This is a genomic window from Micromonospora echinospora, assembly GCF_014203425.1.
In the GTDB taxonomy this organism is placed as follows: domain Bacteria; phylum Actinomycetota; class Actinomycetes; order Mycobacteriales; family Micromonosporaceae; genus Micromonospora; species Micromonospora echinospora_A.
Genome location: NZ_JACHJC010000001.1, coordinates 2,903,174 through 2,926,881 on the forward strand (window position 1 = coordinate 2,903,174; position 23,708 = coordinate 2,926,881).

The 23,708-nt window shown below is 73.3% G+C and carries 18 protein-coding genes; 4 read left to right on the forward strand and 14 right to left on the reverse strand.

All coding sequences use genetic code 11. The annotated features are described in order from the left end of the window. The first annotated feature begins 6 nt into the window (after positions 1-6). Complete coding sequence (locus FHU28_RS13755) at positions 7-1,476, forward strand: sensor histidine kinase (RefSeq protein ID WP_184684212.1); 1,470 nt, start codon at positions 7-9, stop codon at positions 1,474-1,476. Positions 1,477-1,506: 30 nt separating this feature from the next. On the opposite strand, the gene FHU28_RS13760 is transcribed toward FHU28_RS13755, so the two are convergent. From FHU28_RS13760 to FHU28_RS13775, 4 genes are all read right to left on the reverse strand, one after another. Continuing rightward, positions 1,507-2,448 (reverse strand): TAXI family TRAP transporter solute-binding subunit, encoded by a 942-nt coding sequence (locus FHU28_RS13760; protein ID WP_184684214.1) that lies wholly within the window; start codon positions 2,446-2,448, stop codon positions 1,507-1,509. 105 nt (positions 2,449-2,553) lie between these two features. After that, positions 2,554-3,207, reverse strand: a complete 654-nt coding sequence (locus FHU28_RS13765; RefSeq protein WP_184684216.1) for a hypothetical protein — start codon at positions 3,205-3,207, stop codon at positions 2,554-2,556. Between the two features lie 110 nt (positions 3,208-3,317). After that, positions 3,318-4,121 carry a peroxide stress protein YaaA gene (gene yaaA / locus FHU28_RS13770; RefSeq protein ID WP_311773698.1) on the reverse strand — a complete coding sequence of 268 codons (804 nt, stop codon included), beginning with the start codon at positions 4,119-4,121 and terminating at the stop codon, positions 3,318-3,320. Positions 4,122-4,137: 16 nt separating this feature from the next. After that, on the reverse strand, positions 4,138-5,742 hold the full coding sequence (locus tag FHU28_RS13775) for a hypothetical protein (RefSeq protein WP_184684220.1): 1,605 nt from the start codon (positions 5,740-5,742) through the stop codon (positions 4,138-4,140). A gap of 119 nt (positions 5,743-5,861) precedes the next feature. On the opposite strand from FHU28_RS13775, the gene FHU28_RS13780 reads away from it, so the two are divergent. Next, positions 5,862-6,902, forward strand: a complete 1,041-nt coding sequence (locus tag FHU28_RS13780) for an App1 family protein phosphatidate phosphatase (protein ID WP_311773582.1) — start codon at positions 5,862-5,864, stop codon at positions 6,900-6,902. 254 nt (positions 6,903-7,156) lie between these two features. On the opposite strand, the gene glgB is transcribed toward FHU28_RS13780, so the two are convergent. The 8 genes from glgB to glgA all read right to left on the reverse strand — a co-directional run bounded on the left by glgB (position 7,157) and on the right by glgA (position 18,077). After that, positions 7,157-9,259 (reverse strand): 1,4-alpha-glucan branching protein GlgB, encoded by a 2,103-nt coding sequence (gene glgB, locus FHU28_RS13785; protein WP_184684222.1) that lies wholly within the window; start codon positions 9,257-9,259, stop codon positions 7,157-7,159. Then, complete coding sequence (locus tag FHU28_RS13790) at positions 9,247-11,349, reverse strand: alpha-1,4-glucan--maltose-1-phosphate maltosyltransferase (protein WP_184684224.1); 2,103 nt, start codon at positions 11,347-11,349, stop codon at positions 9,247-9,249. Before FHU28_RS13790 ends, glgB begins: the two co-directional genes overlap by 13 nt. A gap of 100 nt (positions 11,350-11,449) precedes the next feature. After that, positions 11,450-12,295, reverse strand: coding sequence for an SDR family oxidoreductase (locus FHU28_RS13795; protein ID WP_184684226.1), 846 nt, complete (start codon positions 12,293-12,295; stop codon positions 11,450-11,452). A gap of 101 nt (positions 12,296-12,396) precedes the next feature. Beyond that, complete coding sequence (locus FHU28_RS13800) at positions 12,397-14,112, reverse strand: 3-ketosteroid-delta-1-dehydrogenase (RefSeq protein WP_184684234.1); 1,716 nt, start codon at positions 14,110-14,112, stop codon at positions 12,397-12,399. 14 nt (positions 14,113-14,126) lie between these two features. After that, positions 14,127-15,356 carry an NADH:flavin oxidoreductase gene (locus tag FHU28_RS13805; protein WP_184684236.1) on the reverse strand — a complete coding sequence of 410 codons (1,230 nt, stop codon included), beginning with the start codon at positions 15,354-15,356 and terminating at the stop codon, positions 14,127-14,129. Next, positions 15,353-15,949, reverse strand: coding sequence for a TetR/AcrR family transcriptional regulator (locus FHU28_RS13810; RefSeq protein WP_221453194.1), 597 nt, complete (start codon positions 15,947-15,949; stop codon positions 15,353-15,355). The genes FHU28_RS13805 and FHU28_RS13810 overlap by 4 nt, the downstream gene beginning before the upstream one ends. 89 nt (positions 15,950-16,038) lie before the next feature. Then, positions 16,039-16,767 (reverse strand): class I SAM-dependent methyltransferase, encoded by a 729-nt coding sequence (locus FHU28_RS13815; RefSeq protein ID WP_184684240.1) that lies wholly within the window; start codon positions 16,765-16,767, stop codon positions 16,039-16,041. 116 nt (positions 16,768-16,883) lie between these two features. Continuing rightward, the gene (gene glgA, locus FHU28_RS13820; RefSeq protein WP_260412953.1) at positions 16,884-18,077 is read right to left on the reverse strand and encodes a glycogen synthase; all 1,194 of its coding nucleotides are present in this window, start codon (positions 18,075-18,077) and stop codon (positions 16,884-16,886) included. A gap of 95 nt (positions 18,078-18,172) precedes the next feature. Between glgA and glgC the strand changes: the two genes are divergently transcribed. Continuing rightward, the gene (gene glgC, locus FHU28_RS13825; protein WP_184684242.1) at positions 18,173-19,405 is read left to right on the forward strand and encodes a glucose-1-phosphate adenylyltransferase; all 1,233 of its coding nucleotides are present in this window, start codon (positions 18,173-18,175) and stop codon (positions 19,403-19,405) included. 34 nt (positions 19,406-19,439) lie between these two features. Continuing rightward, positions 19,440-21,083 carry a phosphoglucomutase (alpha-D-glucose-1,6-bisphosphate-dependent) gene (pgm, locus tag FHU28_RS13830; RefSeq protein WP_184684245.1) on the forward strand — a complete coding sequence of 548 codons (1,644 nt, stop codon included), beginning with the start codon at positions 19,440-19,442 and terminating at the stop codon, positions 21,081-21,083. A gap of 3 nt (positions 21,084-21,086) precedes the next feature. Here the strand turns inward: pgm and FHU28_RS13835 are convergent, their stop codons facing one another. Both FHU28_RS13835 and FHU28_RS13840 read right to left on the reverse strand, forming a co-directional pair. Next, positions 21,087-22,016, reverse strand: a complete 930-nt coding sequence (locus FHU28_RS13835; RefSeq protein WP_184684247.1) for an NAD(+)/NADH kinase — start codon at positions 22,014-22,016, stop codon at positions 21,087-21,089. Positions 22,017-22,087: 71 nt separating this feature from the next. Then, on the reverse strand, positions 22,088-23,254 hold the full coding sequence (locus FHU28_RS13840) for a glycosyltransferase family 4 protein (RefSeq protein ID WP_260412954.1): 1,167 nt from the start codon (positions 23,252-23,254) through the stop codon (positions 22,088-22,090). Between the last annotated feature and the right edge of the window lie 454 nt (positions 23,255-23,708).

Here is a 23,708-nt window from a genome sequence, read left to right on the forward strand (position 1 = left end):
GGGCCCGTGCGTCGCCGCCTGGTGATCAGCTATCTGCTGCTGATGGTGCTCGTCCTGATCGCCCTGGAGACGCCGCTGGCGTTCACGCTGGCCTCCCGGGAGACCGACCGGGTACGCGCCGATCGCCTCGCCGACGCCACCCGCTTCGCCTCGCTGGCCGGCCCGGCGCTGCGCGGCGGCAGTCCTGGCCCGCTCGACGGGGAACTGGCCGCCTACGACGCCCTCTACAACATCGGCGCCGCGGTGGTGGACCGGGAGCGCCGTACCGTGGCCGCCTCGTCGGCCTGGGAGCCGGGCGCGGGCACCGGCCCGGCGCTCGACACCGCGCTGTCCGGGCAGCAGTTCAGCGGGCCGGAGTCGGTCTGGCCGTGGGGCGACGGGCCGGTGGTGACCGCCGTGCCGATCAACGACGGCGGCGAGGTGCTCGGCGCCGTGGTGACCACCAGCCCGGCGGACGGGGTACGCCGTACCGTCAGCACATGGTGGCTGCTGCTGGCCGGCATCGGCCTGCTCGCGGTGCTGGCCTGCGTCTCCACCGCGTTCGGGCTGGCCGGCTGGGTGCTGCGCCCGGTCACCGAGCTGGACGCGGTGACCCACGAGATCGCCGAGGGCCGCCGGACCGCGCGGGTACGCCCCCGGCTCGGGCCACCCGAGCTGCGCCGGCTCGCGACGAGCTTCAACGACATGGCCGACGCGGTCTCCGACGTGATGGACCGGCAGCGCGCGTTCGTCGCGCACGCCAGCCACCAGCTCCGCAACCCGCTGACCGCGTTGCGGCTGCGGGTGGAGGAACTGGGTCCCAGCCTCGGCGACGCCGACGGGCGGGCCGAGCACCGGCTCGCGCTGGAGGAAACCGACCGGCTGGCCACCGTGCTCGACGCGCTGCTGACCCTGGCTCGCGCCGAGCGGGAGGAGAACCAGCGGGTCACCGTGGACGCCGCCGCCTCGGCCGCCTCCCGGGTGGCGGCCTGGCTGCCGCTGGCCCGGCACCGCGAGGTCGCGCTGCGCCTCGACGCGGACGGCGCGCCGGTGTACGCCCGCACCGTGCCCACCGCCATCGACCAGGCGCTGGACGCCCTGATCGACAACGCGGTGAAGTTCAGCGGGGTCGGGGGAGAGGTGACGGTGACCGTCCGGGCCGCCGAGGGCGGTACGGCGCTCACCGTCCGGGACACCGGCCCGGGCATGACGGCCAGCCAGCTGGACCAGGCCACCGAGCGGTTCTGGCGGGCGCCGGACGTGCAGAACGTGGACGGCGCGGGACTCGGACTGACCATCGCCGCGGTGCTCGTGGACGCCTCGGACGGCCGGCTCACCATGCGCCAGGGCGAGCCCCGGGGTCTGGTCGCCGAGTTGTGGTTCCCGGCGCCGGCCGGCGACCCGGTGGAGGCCGGCGACAAGGCCGCGGCGGACAGCCCGGCCGAGGCCGGCGGCACGGTGGGCGCCCGGCGCGACGGCGAGCCGGTCAGCCGCTGACCGCGCCTCGGCCGCAGCCCACAGCCGGGCTCAGGGCTTGGCGGCGCGGTACCACTGCGCCGCGCCCGGGTGCAGCGGCAGCGGGGTGGTGACGATCGCCGACCGAGGGCTCATCCGTCCCGCCGCCGGGTGGGCGGCGGCCAGTTCCGCCCGGCGCTCCATCAGCAGCCGGGTCACGTCGCGCACCAGCGCGGCGGGCAGGTCGGCGCGGACGATCAGGTAGTTCGGGTTCGCCACGGTGCTGACCGGTTCCGCCTGGTACATGGTGCGGGGGATGTCCCGGGTCACGTAGACCTGCCCGTACCCGCGGCGCAGCGACTCGGTCCACTCGCCCAGGTCCACGATCCGCAGCGAGGTCCGCTGGGCCAGGTCGGCGACGCCGCGTACGGGCAGTCCGCCGGAGAAGAAGAACGCGTCGATCCGGCCGTCCCGCAGGGCGGTCATCGAGTCGTCCAACCCGAGGTGCTCCTGGCGGATCCGGCCGCCGTCGAGCTGGGCCACCTTCAGCAGGCGAGTGGCGGTGATCTCGGTGCCGGACCCGTCGGCGCCCACCGAGACCCGGTGGCCACGCAGGTCGGCGAGCGTGCGGATCGGCCCCCCGGCGCGGGTGACCAGGTGCAGCAGGTCGTCGTAGACGCGGGCCACGGCGAGCACGGACGGGTGCTCGGGTTCACGCGGCGGGAGCACGTCGGCCTGGGTGAAGCCCAGTTCCGCCGCGCCGGAGCCGACCAGCCGGACGTTCTGCGCCGAGGCGGCGGTGACCACCACCTCGGCCCGTACCCCGGGCAGCTCCCGGTTGAGCACGGCGGCGAGCGACTGGCCGAAGGCGTGATAGACGGCGGTCGGGCTGCCGGTGGCGATGCGGATGCGGGTCGGCTCGGCCGGCTCGTCCCGGCATCCGGCCAGGCCGGAGACGAGCAGCAGCGCCAGCACGAGCGGGGCGGCGGCGCGCACAGGCCAGTGTCGGCTCACGGGCTGCACTCTGCGCCGTGCACCCGCCACCGCGCAAGCCCACCGCCGCGCAAGTCGCCCCTCGCGCAAGTCGCCCGCCGGGTAGGGCCCGGGCGGCCGGGCCGGTCAGCCGGCGGCGGCCAGCTCCGCGCTCTCGGTGATCCGGGTCCGGTACTCCCCGTTGGGCACGATCACCAGGAAGCAGCCCGCACCCGGCCGCAGCGCCGCCGGCACCTCCAGCAGCGCCGCGCTGCGGACCAGCACCGCCGCCAGGTCGCGGTCGGCCAGCCGGATGCCGAGGCAGTGCCGGCGTACGTGCCGGCCACCGGCGAGCAGCGCCGCCCGCCAGGCCGCCGCCGCCAGCCGGGGCCGCCAGAGCCGCCGTGCCGCCGAGGCGCCCGGGAACGGCCCGCCGAGCAGCTCCCGGCGGCCCTGCCGCCAACCGGTGGTGAGCAGATTCGCGTACGCCGCCCGGTGCTGCGGCGGCACCGCCAGCCGGTGCAGCTCGTACCGGCGGCGCAGGCCACCTGTGGTCAGTTCGTGCTGCACCGGCACGTCGAGCCGCCCCAGCAGCTGCCGCATCCGGTGCGCCGCGTCCTCGCGGTTGAACTCGGCGATCCCGCCCCGGTGCGGTCCGGGGTCCAGGCGGCGTACGTCGGCGGCCGGCGGCGGCGTGCAGCGCACCATGCAGGCGATCTCGAAGGCGTCGGTCAGGGTCAGCCAGTCCAGCGGCGGGGACGGGCGGGGGCGGTCGAGTAGCGAGGTGGGCTCGGCGAGCATCGGCTCAGCTCCTCGGGTCAGAGTCGGGGTACCTCTACCGTCGTCGCCAACCGCCGGGCCGGGAACCGATGCGGCCGAGCCTTGAGCAAAATTTGCGGGAAGCCCGCCGCTCAGAGTTCGGTGACCACCAGGTCGACCTGCCGCGGCCGCCCGGCCGACCGGGGTGCCTCCTCGACCGTGTACTTGAGGTCCCGCAGCACGCCCACCAGCGCGTCGGCGGTGCGCGGCCGGGCGTCGGCGAGCAGCAGATCCCGCACCAGGCGGCCCTTCGTCGCCTTGTTGAAGTGGCTCACCACCGACCGCGTCGGCGTGCCGTCCACGGTCCGCTCGTGCAGCACCCGCACCGTCACCGTGCGTTCGGCGAGCGCGCCGCGCGGCGTCCAGGTGGCCGCGTACGCGCCGGAGCGCAGGTCCAGCACCGGGCCGCGTCCCGCGGCGGGCTCCAGCACGGGGCCGAGCGCGGAACGCCAGTACGCCGACAGCGCCCCGAGCCCGGGCAGCCGCGCCCCGATCGGGCAGCGGTACGGCGGGATCCGGTCGGCGAGGCGTACCGCCCCCCACAGCCCGGAGCTGATCAGCACCTGGCGGCGGGCCGCCCGCTGCGCGTCGGCGGGCAGCGTGTCCAGCCCGAGCGCCTCGTAGAGCACCCCGGTGTAGAGCCGCCCGGCGGGTGCCGTGGCCGCCTCCCGCAGCCGGGCGTTGCGCCGCAGCTCGCCGCGCTGCCCCTCGGTCAGGCCCAGCGCGGTCCGGGCCGCCGCCTCGTCCGGCCCGGCGCACAGGTCGACGAGCGCGGTCAGCACCGCCTCCCGGGCCGGGTTCAGCTCGGTCAGGGACAGCCGGGACAGGTCCAGCCGGCGGCCGGTGCCGGCCTCGGCCTTCCCCTCCGACGGGGGCAGCAGGATGAGCACCGGCACAGCGTACGGGCCGGCCTCAGCGCCACGGCCGCACGGCACGGTCGGGGTGGTACACGCGACTGCCGCCCACCTCGGCCACCACCGCCGCGTCGGCGCGCCCGTCCAGCAGCCGCCGCAGCGTGCGCTCGGCGGGGGAGCCGACGTCCACCACGTACCCGGGCCGCGCCGCGCGCGCCACCCGCTGCCAGTACGCCGGATAGCGGTTCTGCCCCGGCGTCAGCGCACCGTCGAGCACGCCGCAGGCGACAGTTTCCCCGGTGTTGAAGATCAGCCGGTTGCAGGTCCAGTAGTCCCCGTACACCTCGTGCAGGCCGGCCCGCCGGACCGTGTCCGCCAGCCGCCGGGCCGCCTGCTCCTCGGCGCGTACGCCCGGCACGCCGGCCAGGAACGCCACGGTGCCGGCCAGCGTCGCGGCGGTCAGCCCGGCCAGCACCGCCGCCGCCGTGGCGCCGCCGAGGCGGGCGGCCCGCCCGGCGGTGGCCCGCAGCGCGTGCGCGGCGGCCAGCCAGAGCGGCCACAGCACGGCCGGCAACGAGATCTGCAGCACCGACAGGTAGCGGGCGTTGCCCAGCGGGTCGGTCGCGGCGAGCGGGCTGCGCACGTACGCCAGCAGGGTCAGCGCCGCGCCCACGACCAGGGCGAGGATCGCCGCGGCCCGGACCCGCGCGGCGCGGTCGGCGGCCCTGCGGTAGGCGACCAGGCCGAGCGCGGCGGCGGCCACCAGCAGCACCGGGTAGAGCAGGCCGAACCACTGCGCCCAGCGCGCGCAGCCGTCCATCGGGCACAGGCCGGACGCCAGCGGCACCCCCTCCAGCAGTCCGCCGCGCAGCCGCTCGGCGAGCGACGGCGCGACGCCCTCCTTGGTGCTGATCTCCCGGAACACCGACAGCGAGTCCTGCCCGGGCGGCGCGACGATGTTGTCCTTGACCACCGGGGCGATCCCGGCGGCGAAGCCCGCCACCAGCAGCACGCCCGGCCAGCCGATCAGCTCCCGGGGCACGGCCAGGACCAGCACCACGCCCGCCACCAGCAGGTACGGCGCGATCAGCCAGTCCGACCAGAGCGCCAGCCCGGCGAGCAGCCCGAACGCGCCGGTGGCCAGCCAGCGGTGCCGGACCCGGTCCTCACCGAGGGCGACCGCGAGCAGCAGCATCGCCAGCACCGCCGGCTTCACCTCGGGCCGGCCCCCGACCACGGTGAGCTGGTCGCGGACCACCCGCTCCGAGCCGAGCGCAAGCAGGCCCACCACGACCACGGCGAGCCAGGGGGAGAACAGGCGGCGGGTCAGCCGGTACGCCAGCCACAGGAACACCGCGAAGAGCGCGAGCAGCGGCAGCCGCAGCACCGGCCAGCTCGGTCCGGCCCAGCCGACCAGCGGCGCGGCCAGGTAGGACTCCAGCACGCCCATGTAGCGCTGGCCGTAGAGGAAGACCGGCCGCTCCCGGCCGGCGGCGATGTGCAGCGCGGCCAGTCCGAACGTGGCCTCGTCGCTGTTCGACGCGGGCACTGTGAGCAGCGTCAGCACCAGGCGGTAGCCGACACCGGCCACGCCGAGCAGCAACGCCACCAGCGCCGGTGCGTCCGGACGCCGTCGTACCGGGTCCCGCTTCGCTGTCGACACGACCAACGCCCCCGTCGTCGCCCCGACCGCAGTCTGTCACGGCGCGACGCGGCTCCGAGGGCCGATCGGTGTGGATCACTCGCGTGGCCGGGCCCGGCCGGTTGTGGCAGTGTTGCAGCGTGCCACCCACACCACCGGACCAGCTGGCCGTGCCGCGACTGCACCGCGCCGCGCGCTTCGAGGACGCCGTGCACGGCCTGGTGGAGCGCCGGTTGCGGCGCACCGGGTGGCAGCCCAACATCATCGCGTACGCGGGCTACGGCGCCCCGGGCTGGGCGCGGGTGCTCTGCCGGGTGCTGCTGGGCCGCCCGGACACCCGGCGGCGGGGCCGCCTGGACAAGGTGCGGGGCTGGCGCAGCTTCGCGACGCTGCCCGCCAAGCACGTCCGGGTGACCATCGAGGCCGACGGCGTGCGCCAGGAGGTGACCGCGGACCGCAGCGGGTTCGTCGACACCGTGATCGAGGGCGACTTCACCCCGGGCTGGGGCTGCGTACGCCTCAGCGTCGCCGACGCCGAGCCGGTGGAGGCGCTGGTCCGCGTGCTCGACCCGGCTGTCCGTTTCGGCATCCTCTCCGACATCGACGACACCGTCATGGTGACCGCGCTGCCCCGGCCGCTGCTCGCCGCGTGGAACACGTTCGTGCTGGACGAGCACGCCCGCACCGCCGTGCCGGGCATGGCGGTGCTGTACGAGCGGCTGGCCACCGCCCACCCGGGCGCGCCGGTCTTCTACCTGTCCACCGGCGCCTGGAACGTCGCGCCGACGCTGACCCGGTTCCTGTCCCGGCACCTCTACCCGGCCGGGCCGCTGCTGCTCACCGACTGGGGGCCGACCGCGGACCGCTGGTTCCGCAGCGGCCGGGAACACAAGCGGGCCACGCTGGCCCGGCTGGCCCGGGAGTTCCCCGAGGTGCGGTGGCTGCTGATCGGCGACGACGGGCAGCACGACCCGGAGATCTACCGGGAGTTCGCCGCCGCGCACCCGGACCACGTCGCAGGGGTGGCGATCCGGCAGCTGTCGCCGACGCAGTCGGTGCTGGCCGGCAGCCTCCCGGCACCGCCCGGACGTTCCTCATCGGGCCCGATCGGCCAGAAGTGGCTCAGCGCCCCCGACGGCGCCGGCCTATGGAAGCTCCTGCGCGAATCCGACCTGGTCTGACTCCTGCGGTCGCGCCCGCGCCGACGGGCGGTCGCTCAACACGTTGCGTAGTCCCGCCCCAGGAAACTCCTCCTCGCGACGGTTATGACTCAGAGGCATAAATATTCCTCTGAGTCATAACGCTCAAACCGAAAACCTGCCGCCGGCCCGGGTAGCACCGGCGAGGTGATCTGGGGACCGGGAGCAGGGTGCGGTCGGGCGACCACCGGGCAACGCCGTCAGGCCGGGCGACGCCGTCAGGCCGGACGGAGCCGTCAGGCCGGGCGGAGCCAGAGGACGCCGAGCGGGGGGACGCGCAGGCAGACCGACGCGGGCAGGCCGTGCCAGGGGATGTTCTCCGCGTGCACCTCGCCCAGGTTGCCCACGCCGGAACCGCCGTAGTGGTTTGCGTCGGTGTTCAGCGCCTCGGCCCACGTACCGGCCGCGGGCAGGCCGATCCGGTAGTCCTCGAGCGGTGTGGCGGAGAAGTTGGCCACGCACACGAGCGTCCGGCCGTCCGGGGCGATCCGGATGAACGACACCGCGTTGTTCGCGACGTCGTCCCCGGCGATCCAGCGGAATCCGGCCGGGTCGGTGTCCTGCGCCCAGAGCGCCGGGGTCTCCCGGTAGACCCGGTTCAGGTCGGCGACGAGCCGCTGCACGCCCGCGCGCGCCGGATCGTGGGTGAGGTACCAGTCGAGGCCGCGCTCCTCGCTCCACTCCCGGTCGTCGGCCAGCTCACAGCCCATGAAGAGCAACTGCTTGCCCGGGTGCGCCCACATGTACGCCAGCAGCGCCCGCGTGGTGGCCAGTCGCTGCCAGGTGTCGCCGGGCATCTTGCCCGCGAGCGAGCCCTTGCCGTGCACCACCTCGTCGTGACTGATCGGCAGCACGTAGTTCTCGCTCCACGCGTACGCCAGGGAGAACGTGAGCTGATGGTGGTGGTGCTGCCGGTAGATCGGGTCCTTCGAGGTGTAGAGCAGGGTGTCGTGCATCCAGCCCATGTTCCACTTGAACCCGAACCCGAGCCCGCCCTCCGAGGTCGGCTTGGTGACGCCGGGCCAGGCGGTGGACTCCTCGGCGATCATCAACGCGCCCGGGTGGTGCCGGTATACGGTGGCGTTCACCTCCTGGAGGAACGCGATCGCCTCCAGGTTCTCCCGGCCGCCGTGCACGTTCGGGGCCCACTGCCCCTCCTGCCGGGAGTAGTCCAGGTAGAGCATCGAGGCGACCGCGTCCACGCGCAGCCCGTCGATGTGGAACTCGTCCAGCCAGTACAGCGCGTTGGCGACCAGGAAGTTGCGCACCTCGTTGCGGCCGAAGTCGAAGACGTACGTGCCCCAGTCGGGGTGCTCGCCGCGACGCGGGTCGGGGTGCTCGTACAGCGGGGTGCCGTCGAAGCGGGCCAGGGCCCACTCGTCCTTCGGGAAGTGCGCCGGCACCCAGTCCAGGATCACCCCGATGCCGGCGGCGTGCAGCCGGTCCACCAGGTACCGGAAGTCGTCCGGGTCGCCGAACCGGGCCGTCGGCGCGTAGTAGCCGGTGACCTGGTAACCCCACGAGCCGCCGAACGGGTGCTCCATCACCGGCAGGAACTCCACGTGGGTGAAGCCCATCTCCAGCACGTACGCGGTGAGCTGCTCGGCCAGCTCCCGGTAGCCCAGGCCGGGCCGCCAGGAGCCCAGGTGCACCTCGTACACGCTCATCGGCTCCTGGTGCGGCGCCTGCCGCGACCGGCGCGCGAGCCAGTCCGCGTCGCCCCACTCGTACCGTGACTCGTGCACCACCGACGCGGTGGAAGGCGGCACCTCGGCGCGCGCGGCCATCGGGTCGGCCTTGTCCCGCCACCGGCCGTCGGCGCCCAGGATGCGGTACTTGTAGCGGCTGCCCACCGGCATGCCCGGCACGAAGATCTCCCACACGCCGCTGGACCCGAGCGACCGCATCGGCCAGCCGTCGTCCGGCGCCCAGCCGGTCACGTCGCCGACGAGCCGCACGGCGCGGGCGTTCGGCGCCCAGACGGTGAACGCGACGCCCTCGTCGAAGACCCGGGCGCCGAGCGCCGCCCAGAGCCGCTCGTGGCGGCCCTCGCCGATCAGGTGCAGGTCGAGGTCGCCGAGCGTGGGGGGGTAACGGTACGGGTCGTCGTGCGCGGTGCCGTCCACCTCGACCCGGTAGTCGAGCACCTCGCCGGGCAGTACCGCCTCGAAGACACCGGCGTCGTGCACCCGCTTCATCGGGTGCGCCTCGCCGTCGACGAGCAGCGTCACCTCGCCGGCGCCCCGGCGCAGCGTCCGGATCGTGGTGCTCCCGCCGGCCGGGTGTGCGCCGAGCACGGCGTGCGGGTCGTGTACCTCGCCGGTGATCAGCTGGTCCATCGGGCGTCGTCCTTGTCGGCCGGTGCGGTCGGGGCGGTGCCGCCGGAAAGGTCGGCGGGTACGTCTTCGACTGTCAGGTCGGGCGCGGCGGTCTCCGGTACGGCCGGCTGCGGCGGCTCGGGCGCGGCCGGGCGGCGCACGGTGAGCACGTGCGCCGGTTGCAGGTACGGGTCGAGGCGCACCGCGTTGCGCTGCCCCCAGTCGTACTCGGCGCCGGTCAGCTCGTCGCGCACGGTGAACCGCTCGTGCCAGTCCAGGCCGAGCGCCGGCATGTCGAGCGTGGTGTTGCCCCACTGCACCTCGCGGGAGTCGAACGAGCAGACCACGATCACCGTGTTGCCGTTCTCCGGGTCGTGCTTCGACCAGCACAGCAGCGCCGGGTTGTCGATGTCGTGGAACCGCAGGTTGCGCAGCTGGTGCAGGGCGGGGTTGTCCCGGCGTACCCGGTTCAGCGTGGTGATGAACGGCGCCAGCGACCGGCCCTGCGCCAGCGCGGCGTCCCAGTCCCGGGGCCGCAGCTCGTACTTCTCGTTGTCCAGGTACTCCTCCGCGCCGGGGCGGGCCACGTGCTCGAACAGCTCGAACCCGGCGTACATGCCCCAGGAGGGGGAGAGCAGCGCGGCCAGCACCGCCCGGATCTTGAACATCGGCGGCCCGCCGTGCTGCAACGACGAGTGCAGGATGTCCGGCGTGTTGGGCCAGAAGTTCGGCCGCATCCAGTCGACCGAGGCGACCAACTCCTCGCAGTACTCCCGCATCTCGGCCGCCGTCGTACGCCAGGTGAAATAGGTGTACGACTGGGTGAAGCCGATCCTGCCGAGCCCGTGCATGATCGCCGGCCGGGTGAACGCCTCGGCCAGGAACAGCACGTCCGGGTCCACCTTCTTGACCTCGGCGATCAGCCAGTGCCAGAAGTCGAACGGCTTGGTGTGCGGGTTGTCCACCCGGAAGATCCGGATGCCCTGGCCGACCCAGTGCAGCACCACCCGCAGCATCTCGGCCCGGATGCCCTCGGGGTCGTTGTCGAAGTTCAGCGGATAGATGTCCTGGTACTTCTTCGGCGGGTTCTCCGCGTACGCGATGCCGCCGTCGGCGCGGGTGGTGAACCACTCCGGGTGCTCGGTGACCCACGGGTGATCCGGCGCGCACTGCAACGCCAGGTCCATCGCCACCTCCAGGCCCTGCTCGGCGGCGGCGGCCACGAAGTCGCGGAAGTCCTCCGGCGTACCCAGATCGGGGTGGATGGCGTCGTGGCCGCCCTCGGCCGCGCCGATCGCCCACGGCGAGCCGACGTCGTCCGGCCCGGCGGTGAGCGCGTTGTTGCGGCCCTTGCGGTTGACCCGGCCGATCGGGTGGATCGGCGGCAGGTAGAGCACGTCGAAACCCATCGCCGCGACACCCGGCAGTCGTTCCGTCGCGGTGGCGAACGTGCCGGAACGGGCGGGCGCGTCGACTGTGGCCGGGATCGCGCCCTCGGAGCGGGGGAAGAACTCGTACCAGGCGGAGAAGAGCGCCCGCGGCCGGTCCACCCACAGCGTGCGCTCCTCGCCGGTGGTGACCAGCTCGCGCACCGGGTGCTCCCAGAGCAGGTCGGCAAGGTCCAGCGCCGCGCTCACCCGCCGCGGCAGGTCCCGCTCGTCGTCGGCGAGGGCCCGCGCGGCTTCGCGTACGCGATCACGGTCGGCCTTCGGCACCAGGTCGAGCGCGGCGGTCAGCACGCGTACGCCCTCGGCCAGGTCGTTTGCGAGCTCGGCCGCGCCCTGGCCGGCGGCGATCTTCTTCGTGACCGCGTTCTGCCAGGTGAGGTACGGGTCCTGGAAGGCCTCCACGGTGAAGCGCCACAGGCCCACCGCGTCCGGGCGGATGGTGGCGTGCCAGCGGTCCTGGCCGGGCTCGCCGGAGCGCATCCGGGTGAACGGGCGGGCCGCGCCGTCCGGGCCGAGCCAGACCACGTTGCACCCGAGCGCGTCGTGGCCCTCGCGATAGGCCCGCGCCGACACCGGCACGACCTCGCCGACCACCGCCTTGGCCGGGTAGCGACCGCAGGAGACGACGGGGGAGACGTCTTCGATCGGGAACCGTCCAGTCACCCGCTCAACCTACTGCGCGAGATCCTTTCGCGCTCGGTTGCACGCTGCTTCCACGGCGACGCGCCGGGCCCGGCCGCGCCCCGGTGGGCGGCCTGCCGGGTCAGCGCCGGGCCCGCCACGCCTTGGCACGACGCATGTAGCGCAGCACCCCGGCCGGCCCGGTGGAGACGGGCCAGTCGTCGGTGCGGAAGTAGGCGTCCGAGCCACCGTCCAGGAAGATCACCGAACCGCAGAGGAAGTCGGCGGCCGGCGACAGCATGAACGCGACCCACTCGCCGACGTCCGCCGGCCGGCCGCGCCCGCCGATCGGCACCGGCAGCCCTTCGACCGCCTCCTTCTGGCCCCGGGCGATCTGCTCCTCCAGCAGCGGGGTGGCGATGATGCCGGGGGCCAGGACGTTCACCCGGATGCCGGCGCCGGCCCACTCCGGTGAGATCGCGGCGCGGCGTGCCCACCGCGTCACCGCCAGCTTCGAGCTCGCGTACGCGAACGGCGCCGAGCGCTTGCCGAAGCGCCCCACCACGCGCAGCGCCCCGTCGGCGTCGCGGTCGAGCAGGGCCCGTACGGCGCGCTCCGGCACCATCGGGGTGAGCGTGACGGAGTTCGAGCCGAACACCACGACCTTGCTGTTGCCGGCGGCGGCCAGCGTCGGTCGCCACGCCTCAAGCAGCTCCACCACGCCGAAGAAGTTGACCTGCTGCACGAGCCGGTCCCGGCCGGGGATGCCGCCGAGCCCGGCGGCGCAGACCGCCCCGTCGAGCCGCCCTCCGGCGCGCTCCAGCACCTCGGTGGCCGCCGCCGTGCGCCCGGTCGGCGTGGAGAGGTCGGCGACGACCTCCACGTCCCGCAGGTCCACGCCGACGACTGTGTGCCCGTCGCTCCGCAGCCGCTCGGCGGACGCCCGGCCCATGCCCGAGGCCGCGCCGGTCACCGCGTACGTACCCATGTCGGTTCCTCTCCGCTTCGCCGACGGTCGGTCCGGGTCGGCCCCGTGCGTCCTGCCGGATGCTGGCACGCCGGGCGGCCCCGGGTGCGACGAAACCGTGCCTATTCCGCCGTCCGGCGGGCCGTGGCCTGGTCGGCGGCGGGGAGCTTGCCCGCCGCGTGCCGCCCGACGATGTAGCCGTAGACCAGGCCCTGGCCGATGGTCGCCCCGGCCCCCGGGTAGGTGCGGCCGAAGGCGTTGGCGGCGGCGTTGCCGATCGCGTACAGCCCCGGGACCGGGGTCCCCGCGTCGGACAGTGCCCGGCCGAGGCCGTCGGCCCGGATCCCACCGCAGGTCCCGAGGTCGGACAGGACGACCCGGACGGCGTACAGGTTGCCGGCCAGGGGCCGCAGGTTCGGGTTCGGCGTCACCGTCGGGTCGCCGTAGTAGCGGTCGTACGCGCTGGCGCCACGCGCGAAGTCGTCGTCGACGCCGGCGGCGGCGAGCTGGTTGAACCGCGCCAGGGTGGCGCTCAACGCGTCGGCGTCCACGCCGATCGACCGGGCGAGGTCACCCGGGGTGCCCGCGCGGTGCGCGATGCCCGCCGCGTACCAGGACTTCGGCAGCGGGGCGCGGGGGAACTGCGTGCCGGCGAAGACGTAGCTGTTGCGGTACCGCTGGTCGAAGACCAGCCACATGGCCGGCAGCGCTCCGCCCTCGTGGGCGAGGCCGAGCACCCGCTGCCCGAACGTCATGTAGTCGCAGGACTCGTTGACGAACCGGCGGCCCGTGCCGTCCACCATGAGCGACCCGGGCAGGGAACGCTCGGCGAGGAGCACCGACGGCGCGGCGTCGCCGACCGGCGCGACGGCGGGGAACCACCACGCCTGCTCCATCAGGTCGGTGCCGGCGCCCGCCTCCTGGCCGGCGCGGATCCCGTCGCCGGTGTTGCTGTCCGCGCCGAGGCTCCAGTCGCCCAGGTCGCGGTGGTGGTGGGCGTGCCGCAGCGGCAGGTCGTGGTCGAAGCCGCCGGTGGCGAGCACGACACCCCGCTCGGCCCGTACGGCGAACGTCGTCTCCCCGTGGCGCAGCTCGGCCCCGACGACCCGGTCCCCCTCGACCAGGAGCCGCTCCAGCGCGGTCTCGGTCCAGACCGGGATGCCGGCGCGGCGGACGCCGGCGAAGAGGCCGGCGGCGATGGCCTGGCCGCCGGCGGCGTACTCGCGCCCGAGCGCGAGGCCGCCGAGGCCCTGGGCGAGGCGGGTCACGATGCGGGGCAGCGCGCGAACCGGGGTCTTCGCCATCAGGTTGAGCCACTTGTAGTCCGCGCCGGTGACCGGCATGGGCACGGGCGCGGAGAGGACGGCGGGACGCAGCCGCGCGCGGTCGGCGCCGAGGAGCTTCAGGTCGAGCGGGCGGCACTCGCAGCTCCGGCCGGCGGCGGTGCCGCCGGGCAGCTCCGGGTGGTAGTCGGAGTAGCCGCGGGCCCAGAGGAACCGCATCGGGGTGGTCCGCGTGAGCATCTCGATCGTGGCGGTGCCGTGCTCGAGGAAGCTGCGCCAGCGCTGTTCGGGCGCGGAGCCGTCCACGACGGCCTCCAGGTACGCCGCGCCGCGCTCGGGCGTGTCCCCGGAGCCCTCGGTGGTCAGCACGGGATTGGCCGGGATCCAGAAGGCGCCGCCGGAGCGCGCCGTGGAGCCGCCGACCCAGCGCGACTTCTCCACGACCACGACGGAGAGGCCGGCCTCGTGGGCGCTGAGCGCGGCGGCGAGGCCGGTGCCGGAGCCGATCACGACGAGGTCGACCGAGGTCGGCCGGGGCTGCCGGGGTACGGACATCAGGAAACTCCTTGCTACGGGGCGACGACGGGGCGGGTGCCGGCGGCGACGAGCGCGGCCGTCCCCTCGGCGTCCAGGGGGCAGTGGGTGCCGGTGAAGATGCTGGCGGCGCAGAGGTTGCAGTGGGTGCAGCGCGACCGGGTGGTGGCGTCGCGGCTGATCTTGTTGATCAGGTCCGGCTCCCTGAGCAGGGCGCGGGCCATTGCGACGTACTCGAAGCCGTCGCTCATGGCCGTGCGCATCCCGTCGAGGTCGGTGACGCCGCCGAGCAGGATCAGCGGCATGGACAGCTCGCGGCGGAACTGGAGCGCGAGGTCGCGGAAGTAGAGCGGCTGGTAGGGGTAGTCGCGGAACAGGAACCGGCCGAACATCTTCATGCCGAGCCGCAGCAGCGGCGGCTGGGGCGCGGCCATCGCCGCGAGCGGGATGTCGCCCCGGAACAGGAACATCGGGTTGAGCAGCGAGGACCCGCCGGTGAGCTCCAGGGCGTCCAGGTGCCCGTCGGCCTGCAGCATCCGGGCGAACGGGATCGACTCGTCGAGATCGAAACCGCCGCGTACGCCGTCGCTCATGTTCATCTTGGCGATCACGGCCACGTCGTCGCCGACGGCCTCCTTGACGGCGGCCAGGATTCGGCGCGGGAACTCGGCGCGGTTGGCCAGCGCGCCGCCGAACTCGTCCCGGCGTCGGTTGAGCTTCGGCGACAGGAACGACCCGGCGAGGTAGGTGTGGCCCAGGTGCACCTCGACGGCGTCGAAGCCCACCTCGCGCGCCGCCGCGGCGGCGCTGCCGTGTGCGGCCACGACGCGGCGGATGTCGTCGTGCGTCGCGGCGCGGTCGAGGCCCATCGCCAGGGGGTTGAACCGCGCCGACGCGGCGAGCGAGGGCAGCCCGTTCGAGCGGGAGTTCGCCACCGGCCCGGCGTGCCCGATCTGGGCGCTGACCTTGGCGCCGGTGGCGTGCACCGCCTCGGTCAGCCGCCGCAGCCCGGGCAACGCCTCGGGCCGCCAGTAGACCTGGCCCCGTTCGGTGCGCCCCTCGGGCGCGACGGCGAGGTAGGCGACAGTCGTCATGCCGACGCCGCCGCGGCCCACAGCGGTGTGGTACTCGATCAGGCGGTCGGTGACCAGGGCGTCCGGGGTCGCCCCCTCGAAGGTGGCGGACTTGATGACCCGGTTGCGCAGGCGAACCGGGCCGAGGGTGGCGGGGGCGAGCGGGTCGGGAATCGGGCGCGTGGTGGTCACGGGGCTTCCTCGGGTGTGGTGATGCGGATGTCCAGCCGGCGCAGCAGGGCGTCGACGGCGTGGGCGGGCGAGCCGTCGGGGCCGCCGCGGGCCCAGTCGTACAGCGCGGCCTGGGCCGCCTCGCGGTACGCGGCGGCGACGGCGTGGCAGATCGCCGTCGGCGCTCCCGGTCGACGCCGGGCGATCTCCCGGGCGAGGGCCTCGGTCCAGGGCGCGTAGGCGCGGGCGGAGGCTTCCGCCAGCTCGGGTTCCTCGGCCACGACCCGCATCCAGTACCCGCCCGCGCTGAGCACGAGCGCGTCGTCGGAGACGGAGGCGACCACTGCGGCGCGCAGCGCGTCCGACAGCGGGATGTCGAGGGGCAGCGTGCGGAACGTCTCGGTCAGCCGCCGGGTGGCGGCGGGCACGCCCACCCAGGCGAGGGCGGCCTTGGACGGGAAGTGCCGCATCAGGGTGCGGGCGCTGATCCCGGTGGCCGCGGAGATGTCGTCCCAGCCGGTGGCGCCGTAGCCGCGTTCGGCCCAGAGCCGCAGGGCCGCGGTGCCGACCGCTTCGGGATCGAGCACTGTGGGCCGGCCACGTCGGCGTCGCACGGGCGGGGGGTCCGAGGCCATGTGACCAGTGAAGCATTTTTGGCAGGAAGCGTCAATAATCGGCGGCCGGCCGACGACGCGCTCCGCGTCTAGCTCGTCCGCTGCGCGAAGAACACGAACTCCCGACCGGGGCGATCAGGCGCCTCCCGCACGTCGAGCACCCGGTATCCGGCGGCGGTCAGGCTCGACTCGACCTCGGCGCGCTCGCGGAACCGCAGCGTCGAGTCCGACGTGACCACTGCCCCGTCGGCCAGGAACCGGTAGGTGAAGCGGAAGGAGACGAACGGCAGGTCGATCGCGGTGACCCGGAAACGCCGTTCCACCCGCCCGACGCCCGGGACGGATCGGATGACCGGGCCGGTATCGGTCGCCCACTGCTCCCAGGCGCGATGTCCGGGACGCCGGGTCTCGAAGACGAGATGCCCCTCCGGCCGGAGCGCGGCGTGGATGCTCCGGAGCGTCCGTCCCCAGTCGGCGTCGGTCAGGAAGACCTGCGCCACGTTCCCGGTCATCGTGGCCAGGTCGGCGGCGAGCGAGGGCAGCGCCGTGGCGTCGCCGTGGATCCAGCGGACCGTGCCGGCCTCGTCCTTGGCCCGCGCGACGTCGAGGGACGCCTCGGCCGGGTCGACGCCGACGACCGCGTGCCCGTGCCGGGCCAGCAGGACCGCCAGCGACCCGGTCCCGCAGCCCACGTCGAGCACCGTGCGCGCGCCCAGCTCACCGACGAGCGCGAGGTAGGCGGCCAGGTCGTCCCGGTCGGAGTCGAAGGCGTCGTAGACCGGCGCGAGGCGCGGATGAGCGAAGATCGCATCGGGCATCGGGCGACCCTAACCCGGCTTGTGACGTCCGCACGTCGTAGCGCCCGGGTGCGGCGGGCCGCACCCGTTAAGAAGGGGCCCTTCCTCTACCGGAGGCGTTAAGAAGGGGCCCTTCCTTACACGCCCACCGAGCGGTACACCTCGATCGTCTGCTCGGCGATCGCCTGCCAGGAGAAGTGCTCCACCGCGCGCCGCCTCCCCGCCGCGCCGAACGCCGCGATCCGCTCCGGGGCGGCCAGCAGTTCGTTCATGCGCGCGGCCAGGTCGGCCACGAAACGCTTCGGGTCCAGCGGGGTGCCGGAGCCGTCACCGGCCTGCTCGATCGGCACCAGCAGCCCGGTCTCGCCGTCGGCGACGACCTCGGGAATGCCGCCGGTCGCGGTGGCCACCACGGCGGTCTCGCAGGCCATCGCCTCCAGGTTGACGATGCCCATCGGCTCGTAGACGGACGGGCAGACGAAGATCGTGGCGTGGGTGAGCACCTGGATCACCTCGTGCTTGGGCAGCATCGCCGCCACCCAGACGACCCCCGACCGCTTCGCCCGCAGTTCGGCGGCCAGCTCCTCGACCTCGGCGGCGATCTCCTGGGTGTCCGGCGCGCCGGCCAGCAGCACCAGCTGGACGTCGGCAGGCAGTTCCCGGGCCGCGCGCAGCAGGTACGGCAGGCCCTTCTGCTTGGTGATCCGCCCGACGTAGACCACGCTGGGCCTCCCCGGGTCGATGCCGAGACGGTCGAGCACGTCGGTGTTCCGGTCCGGCGCGTACTGCGCGGTGTCGATGCCGTTGTAGACCACGCGGACCCGGTCCGGGTTCACCGCCGGGTACGCGGTGAGCACGTCGCGGCGCATCCCCGCGCTCACCGCGATGATCGCGTCGGCGGCCTCGAACGCGGTCCGCTCGCACCAGGAGGAGAGCGCGTACCCGCCGCCGAGCTGCTCGGCCTTCCACGGGCGCAGCGGCTCCAGGCTGTGCGCGGTCACCACGTGCGGCACCCCGTGCAGCAGCTTCGCGGTGTGCCCGGCCAGGTTGGCGTACCAGGTGTGGCTGTGCGCCACGTCGGTGCCGGCCGTGCCGGCGGCCATCTCCAGGTCGACGCCCATGACCCGCAACGCGGCGTTCGCGCCGGCCAGCGCGGCCGGCTCGGCGTACGCGGTGACGCCTGGCTCGTCGCGCGGCGCGCCGAAGCAGTGCACCCGCACGTCGGCGAGCCGGCGCAGCTCGCGGGCGAGGTATTCCACGTGCACTCCGGCGCCGCCGTACACCTCCGGCGGGTACTCGCGGGTGAGCAGGTCGACGCGCATCGGTGCCATGCCCGCACCCTAGTGCAGAGCGGGGTGTCGCACGCGGTGCGCAAAGTGTGGGCGTCCGAGTGGTGAAGTCGGTTCCAGGTCGTTAGCGTCTGAGCATGGCTGCCAAGGTGCTCGCGATCGTCCTGGCCGGCGGGGAGGGCAAGCGCCTGATGCCCCTGACGACCGACCGGGCGAAGCCCGCCGTCCCCTTCGGCGGGATGTACCGCATGGTCGACTTCGTCCTGTCCAACCTGGCGAACGCCGGCTTCCTCAAGATCGTCGTGCTGACCCAGTACAAGTCGCACTCGCTGGACCGCCACATCACCAAGACCTGGCGGATGTCGACGCTGCTCGGCAACTACGTCACGCCGGTGCCGGCGCAGCAGCGCCGCGGCCCGTGGTGGTTCGCCGGCTCGGCCGACGCGATCTACCAGAGCTTCAACCTGATCAACGACGAGCAGCCCGACTACGTCATCGTCTTCGGCGCCGACCACATCTACCGGATGGACCCCCGGCAGATGGTCGACGACCACATCGCCTCCGGCGCCGGGGTGACAGTGGCCGGCATCCGGCAGCCGCTGTCGATGGCCGACCAGTTCGGCGTGATCGAGGTCGGCGAGGACGGCAAGCGCATCCGGGCGTTCCGGGAGAAGCCCACCGACGCGGTGGGGCTGCCCGACGCGCCGGACCAGATCTACGCCTCGATGGGCAACTACGTGTTCACCACCCGCGCGCTGTGCGAGGCGGTCGAGCGCGACGCGGCGGACAAGACCAGCAAGCACGACATGGGCGGCAGCATCATCCCGATGCTCGTCGAGCGCGGCGAGGCCAACGTCTACGACTTCAAGGACAACGAGGTGCCGGGCAGCACCGACCGCGACCGCGGCTACTGGCGGGACGTGGGGACGCTCGACTCGTTCTACGACGCGCACATGGACCTGATCAACGTGCACCCGGTGTTCAACCTCTACAACTTCGAGTGGCCGATCTACACCGAGCAGCCGCCGTACCCGCCCGCCAAGTTCGTGCACGCCTGGGGCGAGCGGGTGGGCCGCGCGGTCAGCTCGATGGTGTCACCCGGTTCGGTGATCTCCGGCTCGCTGGTGGAGAACTCGATCGTGTCGCCGAAGGTGAAGGTGCACTCCTGGGCGCACATCGACGGCGCCGTGCTGATGGAGGGTGTCCAGATCGGCCGGCACGCCGTGGTCCGGCGCGCGATCCTGGACAAGAACGTCCACGTTCCCGAGGGCGCCGAGATCGGCGTCGACCTGGAAAAGGACCGCCAGCGCTACACCGTGTCCGACAACGGCATCGTCGTCATCGGCAAGGGCCAGCGCGTCGAGCCCTGAGCAAGCACCACCGCAACCCGAGGAGAATCCCGCAGTGGCCCACCCCCGTGCCGGCCAGCCCGCGCAGCCCGACGATCTGGTCGACGTGCCCCGGCTGGTCACCGCCTACTACGCCGAGCACCCGGACCCGAACGACCCGGCGCAGCAGGTCTCCTTCGGCACCTCCGGCCACCGCGGGTCGAGCCTGCGCCACGCGTTCAACTCCGACCACATCCTCGCCGTCACCCAGGCGCTCTGCGACTACCGGCGTGAGCAGGGCCTCGACGGGCCGCTGTTCCTCGGCCGGGACACCCACGCGCTGTCCGCGCCGGCCGAGGCCGACGCGCTGGAGGTGCTCGCCGCCAACGACGTGACGGTGCTGCGTGACAGCCGCGACGGCTACACCCCGACGCCCGCCGTCTCGCACGCCATCCTCACCCACAACCGGGGGCGGACCAGTGGCCTCGCCGACGGGATCGTGATCACCCCGTCGCACAACCCGCCGTCCGACGGCGGCTTCAAGTACAACCCCACCCACGGCGGGCCCGCCGACACCGACGCCACCAAGTGGATCCAGGACCGCGCGAACGCGATCCTCGCCGCCGGGCTCAAGGAGGTCAGACGCATCCCGTACGCGCGGGCGCGCGCCGCCGACACCACCGGCGAGTACGACTTCCTCGCCCGCTACGTCGACGACCTGCCCGCCGCGCTGGACATCGACGCGATCCGCGACGCCGGGGTACGCATCGGCGCGGACCCGATGGGCGGGGCGAGCGTGGCGTACTGGGGCGAGATCGCCGAGCGGCACCGCCTCGACCTCACCGTGATCAACCCGCTCGTGGACCCGACCTGGCGGTTCATGACGCTCGACGGCGACGGCAAGATCCGGATGGACTGCTCGTCGCCGAACGCGATGGCCTCGCTGATCGCCGCCCGGGACGACTACGCGGTCTCCACCGGCAACGACGCCGACGCCGACCGGCACGGCATCGTCACCCCCGACGCCGGCCTGATGAACCCCAACCACTACCTGGCCGTGGCGATCGGCCACCTGTTCCGTACCCGGGAGCAGTGGGGCCCGGCCGCGGCGGTGGGCAAGACGCTCGTCTCCTCCTCGATGATCGACCGCGTCGCGGCCGACCTGGGCCGCCCGCTGCTGGAGGTCCCGGTCGGGTTCAAGTGGTTCGTGCCCGGCCTGCTCGACGGCGCCGTCGGCTTCGGCGGCGAGGAGAGCGCCGGGGCGTCGTTCCTGCGCCGCGACGGCGGCACCTGGACCACCGACAAGGACGGCATCCTGCTCTGCCTGCTCGCCGCGGAGATCATCGCCACCACCGGGCGTACGCCCAGCGAGCACTGGGCCGAGCTGGCGGACCGCTTCGGCGCGCCCGCGTACGCCCGGATCGACGCCCCGGCCGGGCGGGAGGAGAAGGCGGTCCTGGCGAAGCTCTCGCCGGAGCAGGTCACCGCCACCGAACTGGCCGGCGAGCCGATCACCGCGATCCTCACCACCGCGCCCGGCAACGGCGCCGCGATCGGCGGCCTCAAGGTGACCACGGAGTCGGGCTGGTTCGCCGCCCGCCCGTCCGGCACCGAGGACGTCTACAAGATCTACGCCGAGTCGTTCCAGGGCCCGGAGCACCTGGCCCGGATCCAGGAGGAGGCCAAGGCGCTCGTCGACGGGGTGCTCGGGGCGTCCTGACGGTCAGCGGGGCGGGGGCAGCTCCCGGCGGTTGAACTGCTCCCGCAACCCGTCCGGCAGCAGCTCGCGGAGCTGGTCGGGCAGCAGCGGCAGGTCCAGCAGGCTCAGCTTGAGCTGATTGCGCTCCTGGTAGCGGCGCGGGTCGAGGCGGACCACCCGGCCGGCGTCGCGGACGTACCGGATGTGCACCGAGCCCTCGGTCGCGGCCTCGCGGATCAGCAGCCCGTCCATCTCCACCGCCACCGGCGCCGAGTCCGCCCGCAGCTCCAGGTGCACCGTCTCGTGCGCGGAGAGCAGCACCGAGCGGGAGATCCCGGCCATCGGCGCCGACGGCGTCACCACCATCGCCTCCGTGGCCGGTGAGATCAACGGGCCGCCGGCGGCGTAGCTGTACGCGGTCGATCCGGTCGGCGTGCTCACCACCAGCGCGTCGCAGCGGTAGTAGCCGTACCGCTGGCCGTCCACCGCCAGTGTGGCCGTGACGAAGCCGGCGCCGGGTTGCCGGACCAAAGCGATGTCGTTGAACGCGACCACGTCGTCACCGCAGACGTCGCAGGCCAGGCAGGCGTGCGACTCGACGGTGAAGTCGTGCTCCACGAGCCGTTCCAGCGCCCGGGGCAGATCGGGCGGCTCCACCTCGACCAGGAAGCCCAGCCGGCCCAGGTGTACGCCGAGCACCGGCTTCGGGTCGCGTACGGCCATCCGCAGCGCGCCCAGCATCGTGCCGTCGCCTCCGATGCTGATCAGCGCGGCGCAGCGGTCGGCCAGATCGTCCGCGGGCAGCGCCTCGACCGAGGCGGGTACGCGCGCGCGGTCCTCGGCGCGTACCGCGAGGGTGATCCGGTGTCGGGCCGCCCAGTCCGCGATGATCCGCACCACCTCGGAGACGTCCCGGGTCGGGTGCAGCACCAGCCCCAGCACATCGCCCGCCACCGCTACAGCTCACCACATCCGGGACCCCTCGGCGGCGGATACCGCACAGGCGTGGCCGTTACGAAAGCCGATCACAAGCGGTCGCCTCCGGGGATGTCGCCCGGAGGCGATCCGCTCTCATCGGCCGGACGGTGCCATCCCCGGGGCGGCCCGTCGGCGGAGAGGTCGTCGAGCATGCGCTGGAGTCGGGCGGCCATGACCGTTCTGGAACGGTTCTTCTCGATGTATCGGCGCCCTCGGTCGCCCATCGCGATCAGGGCCGAGTCGTCGAGGCCGACGATCTTGCTCAGCCCGGCTGAGAGCTCACCCGGCTCGACCGCCGCCCCGGCGTCGCAGCCACGAACGATCTCCTGAGGCTCGTCCGGACAGTTCGTCACGACCGCCAGGCCGGCGGCGAGGTAGTCGTAGACCTTGTTCGGGCTGGCGCCGAGTCGGAAGACCGGTACGTCGGCGAGGATGTGCACGCCGATGTCGGCGCCGCCCAGGATGGCGGCCAGCTCGCTCTTCGGTATCGGATTGAGGAAGTGGACGTTCCTCAGGCCCTCGGTCCGAACCCGGTCGAGCAGCCGCTCTTTCTCGATGCCGTCACCGATCAACGCGAAGGTATGCTCCGGCAGCGTGGCGGCCGCGTCGAGCAACTCGTCCAGACCGTTGGCCGGGCCGTGCGCACCGGCGTAGACGATCAATCGCCCGGTGACGGGGATCCGGTCGCGGAGCGGCCGGTGGAGATCGGGTCTAGGCACGAAGTCGGCCGGCTCCGCGCTGTTGCTCACCCACTCCAGCTTGTCGTCCAGGCCCAACGAGGCGAAGTAGGAGTGCCAGCCGTGGGCGACGATGACGATGCGGTCGGCGCGGCGGTAGAGCCAGCGCTCCAGCCCGCGGAGAGCCCGGTGTGTCGGCGAGCCGGCCCGCACATGCCCCGTGCTGACCATCGACTCAGGCCACAGGTCGCGGATCTCCAGCACGAATCGTGCCCGCCGCAGGCGGGCCACCGCCCAGCCAGCGACGGGGGCCAGGATGTGTGGGGACGAGGCGAAGACGACGTCCGGCCGGGGCTGCTGCATGGCCGCGACGAACGCGCTCCGCGCGTAACTGATCCAGCTCAGCACGCGCCGATGGTCGTTACGCGTGTAGCTGGTCACCGCGACGGACTGGAAGTGCGGGTCCGACACGGCCAGTCGCTTCTTGGAGACGTGGTCCAGGTCGGCCGTGATGATGAACCAGTTCCAGTCGCGCAATCTGCTGAACAATTCGACGTGACGAGTTCCACCAGCATGGGACAGGGGCTTGGCATAATGATTCAACACGAGAACGCGACGCGTTCTTGGTGGCGGTACCTCCATGGTTTCATCTCCCGTGATTTCGTCGTGCCTTTCGCAACGGCAGCAACGGGCGCCACGTGGTTGTCGCGGCGGGCCGCGGCGAATTTCCGCACGGATTCCTGTCCTGGTCAACGATGGGCCAGCGATTTTCGATTCGCAACCGGATTCGCGTTTCTCGCAGCGAAAAATCTCTCGGATAGGGGCTCGCTGCGCCTGCCTCGCAGAGGCCGACGGCATTGCTCGTCGCGGAGCGAAGTAACTTCATTGGATTTCGGTCGTTGAGCCTGACGGTCCTGAATCAGTCTGGGCGAAGTCGGCGTTCCTGCTGAGCGATCGAGATGGAGGAAGATGCCGTGGGCGCGGTCCATTA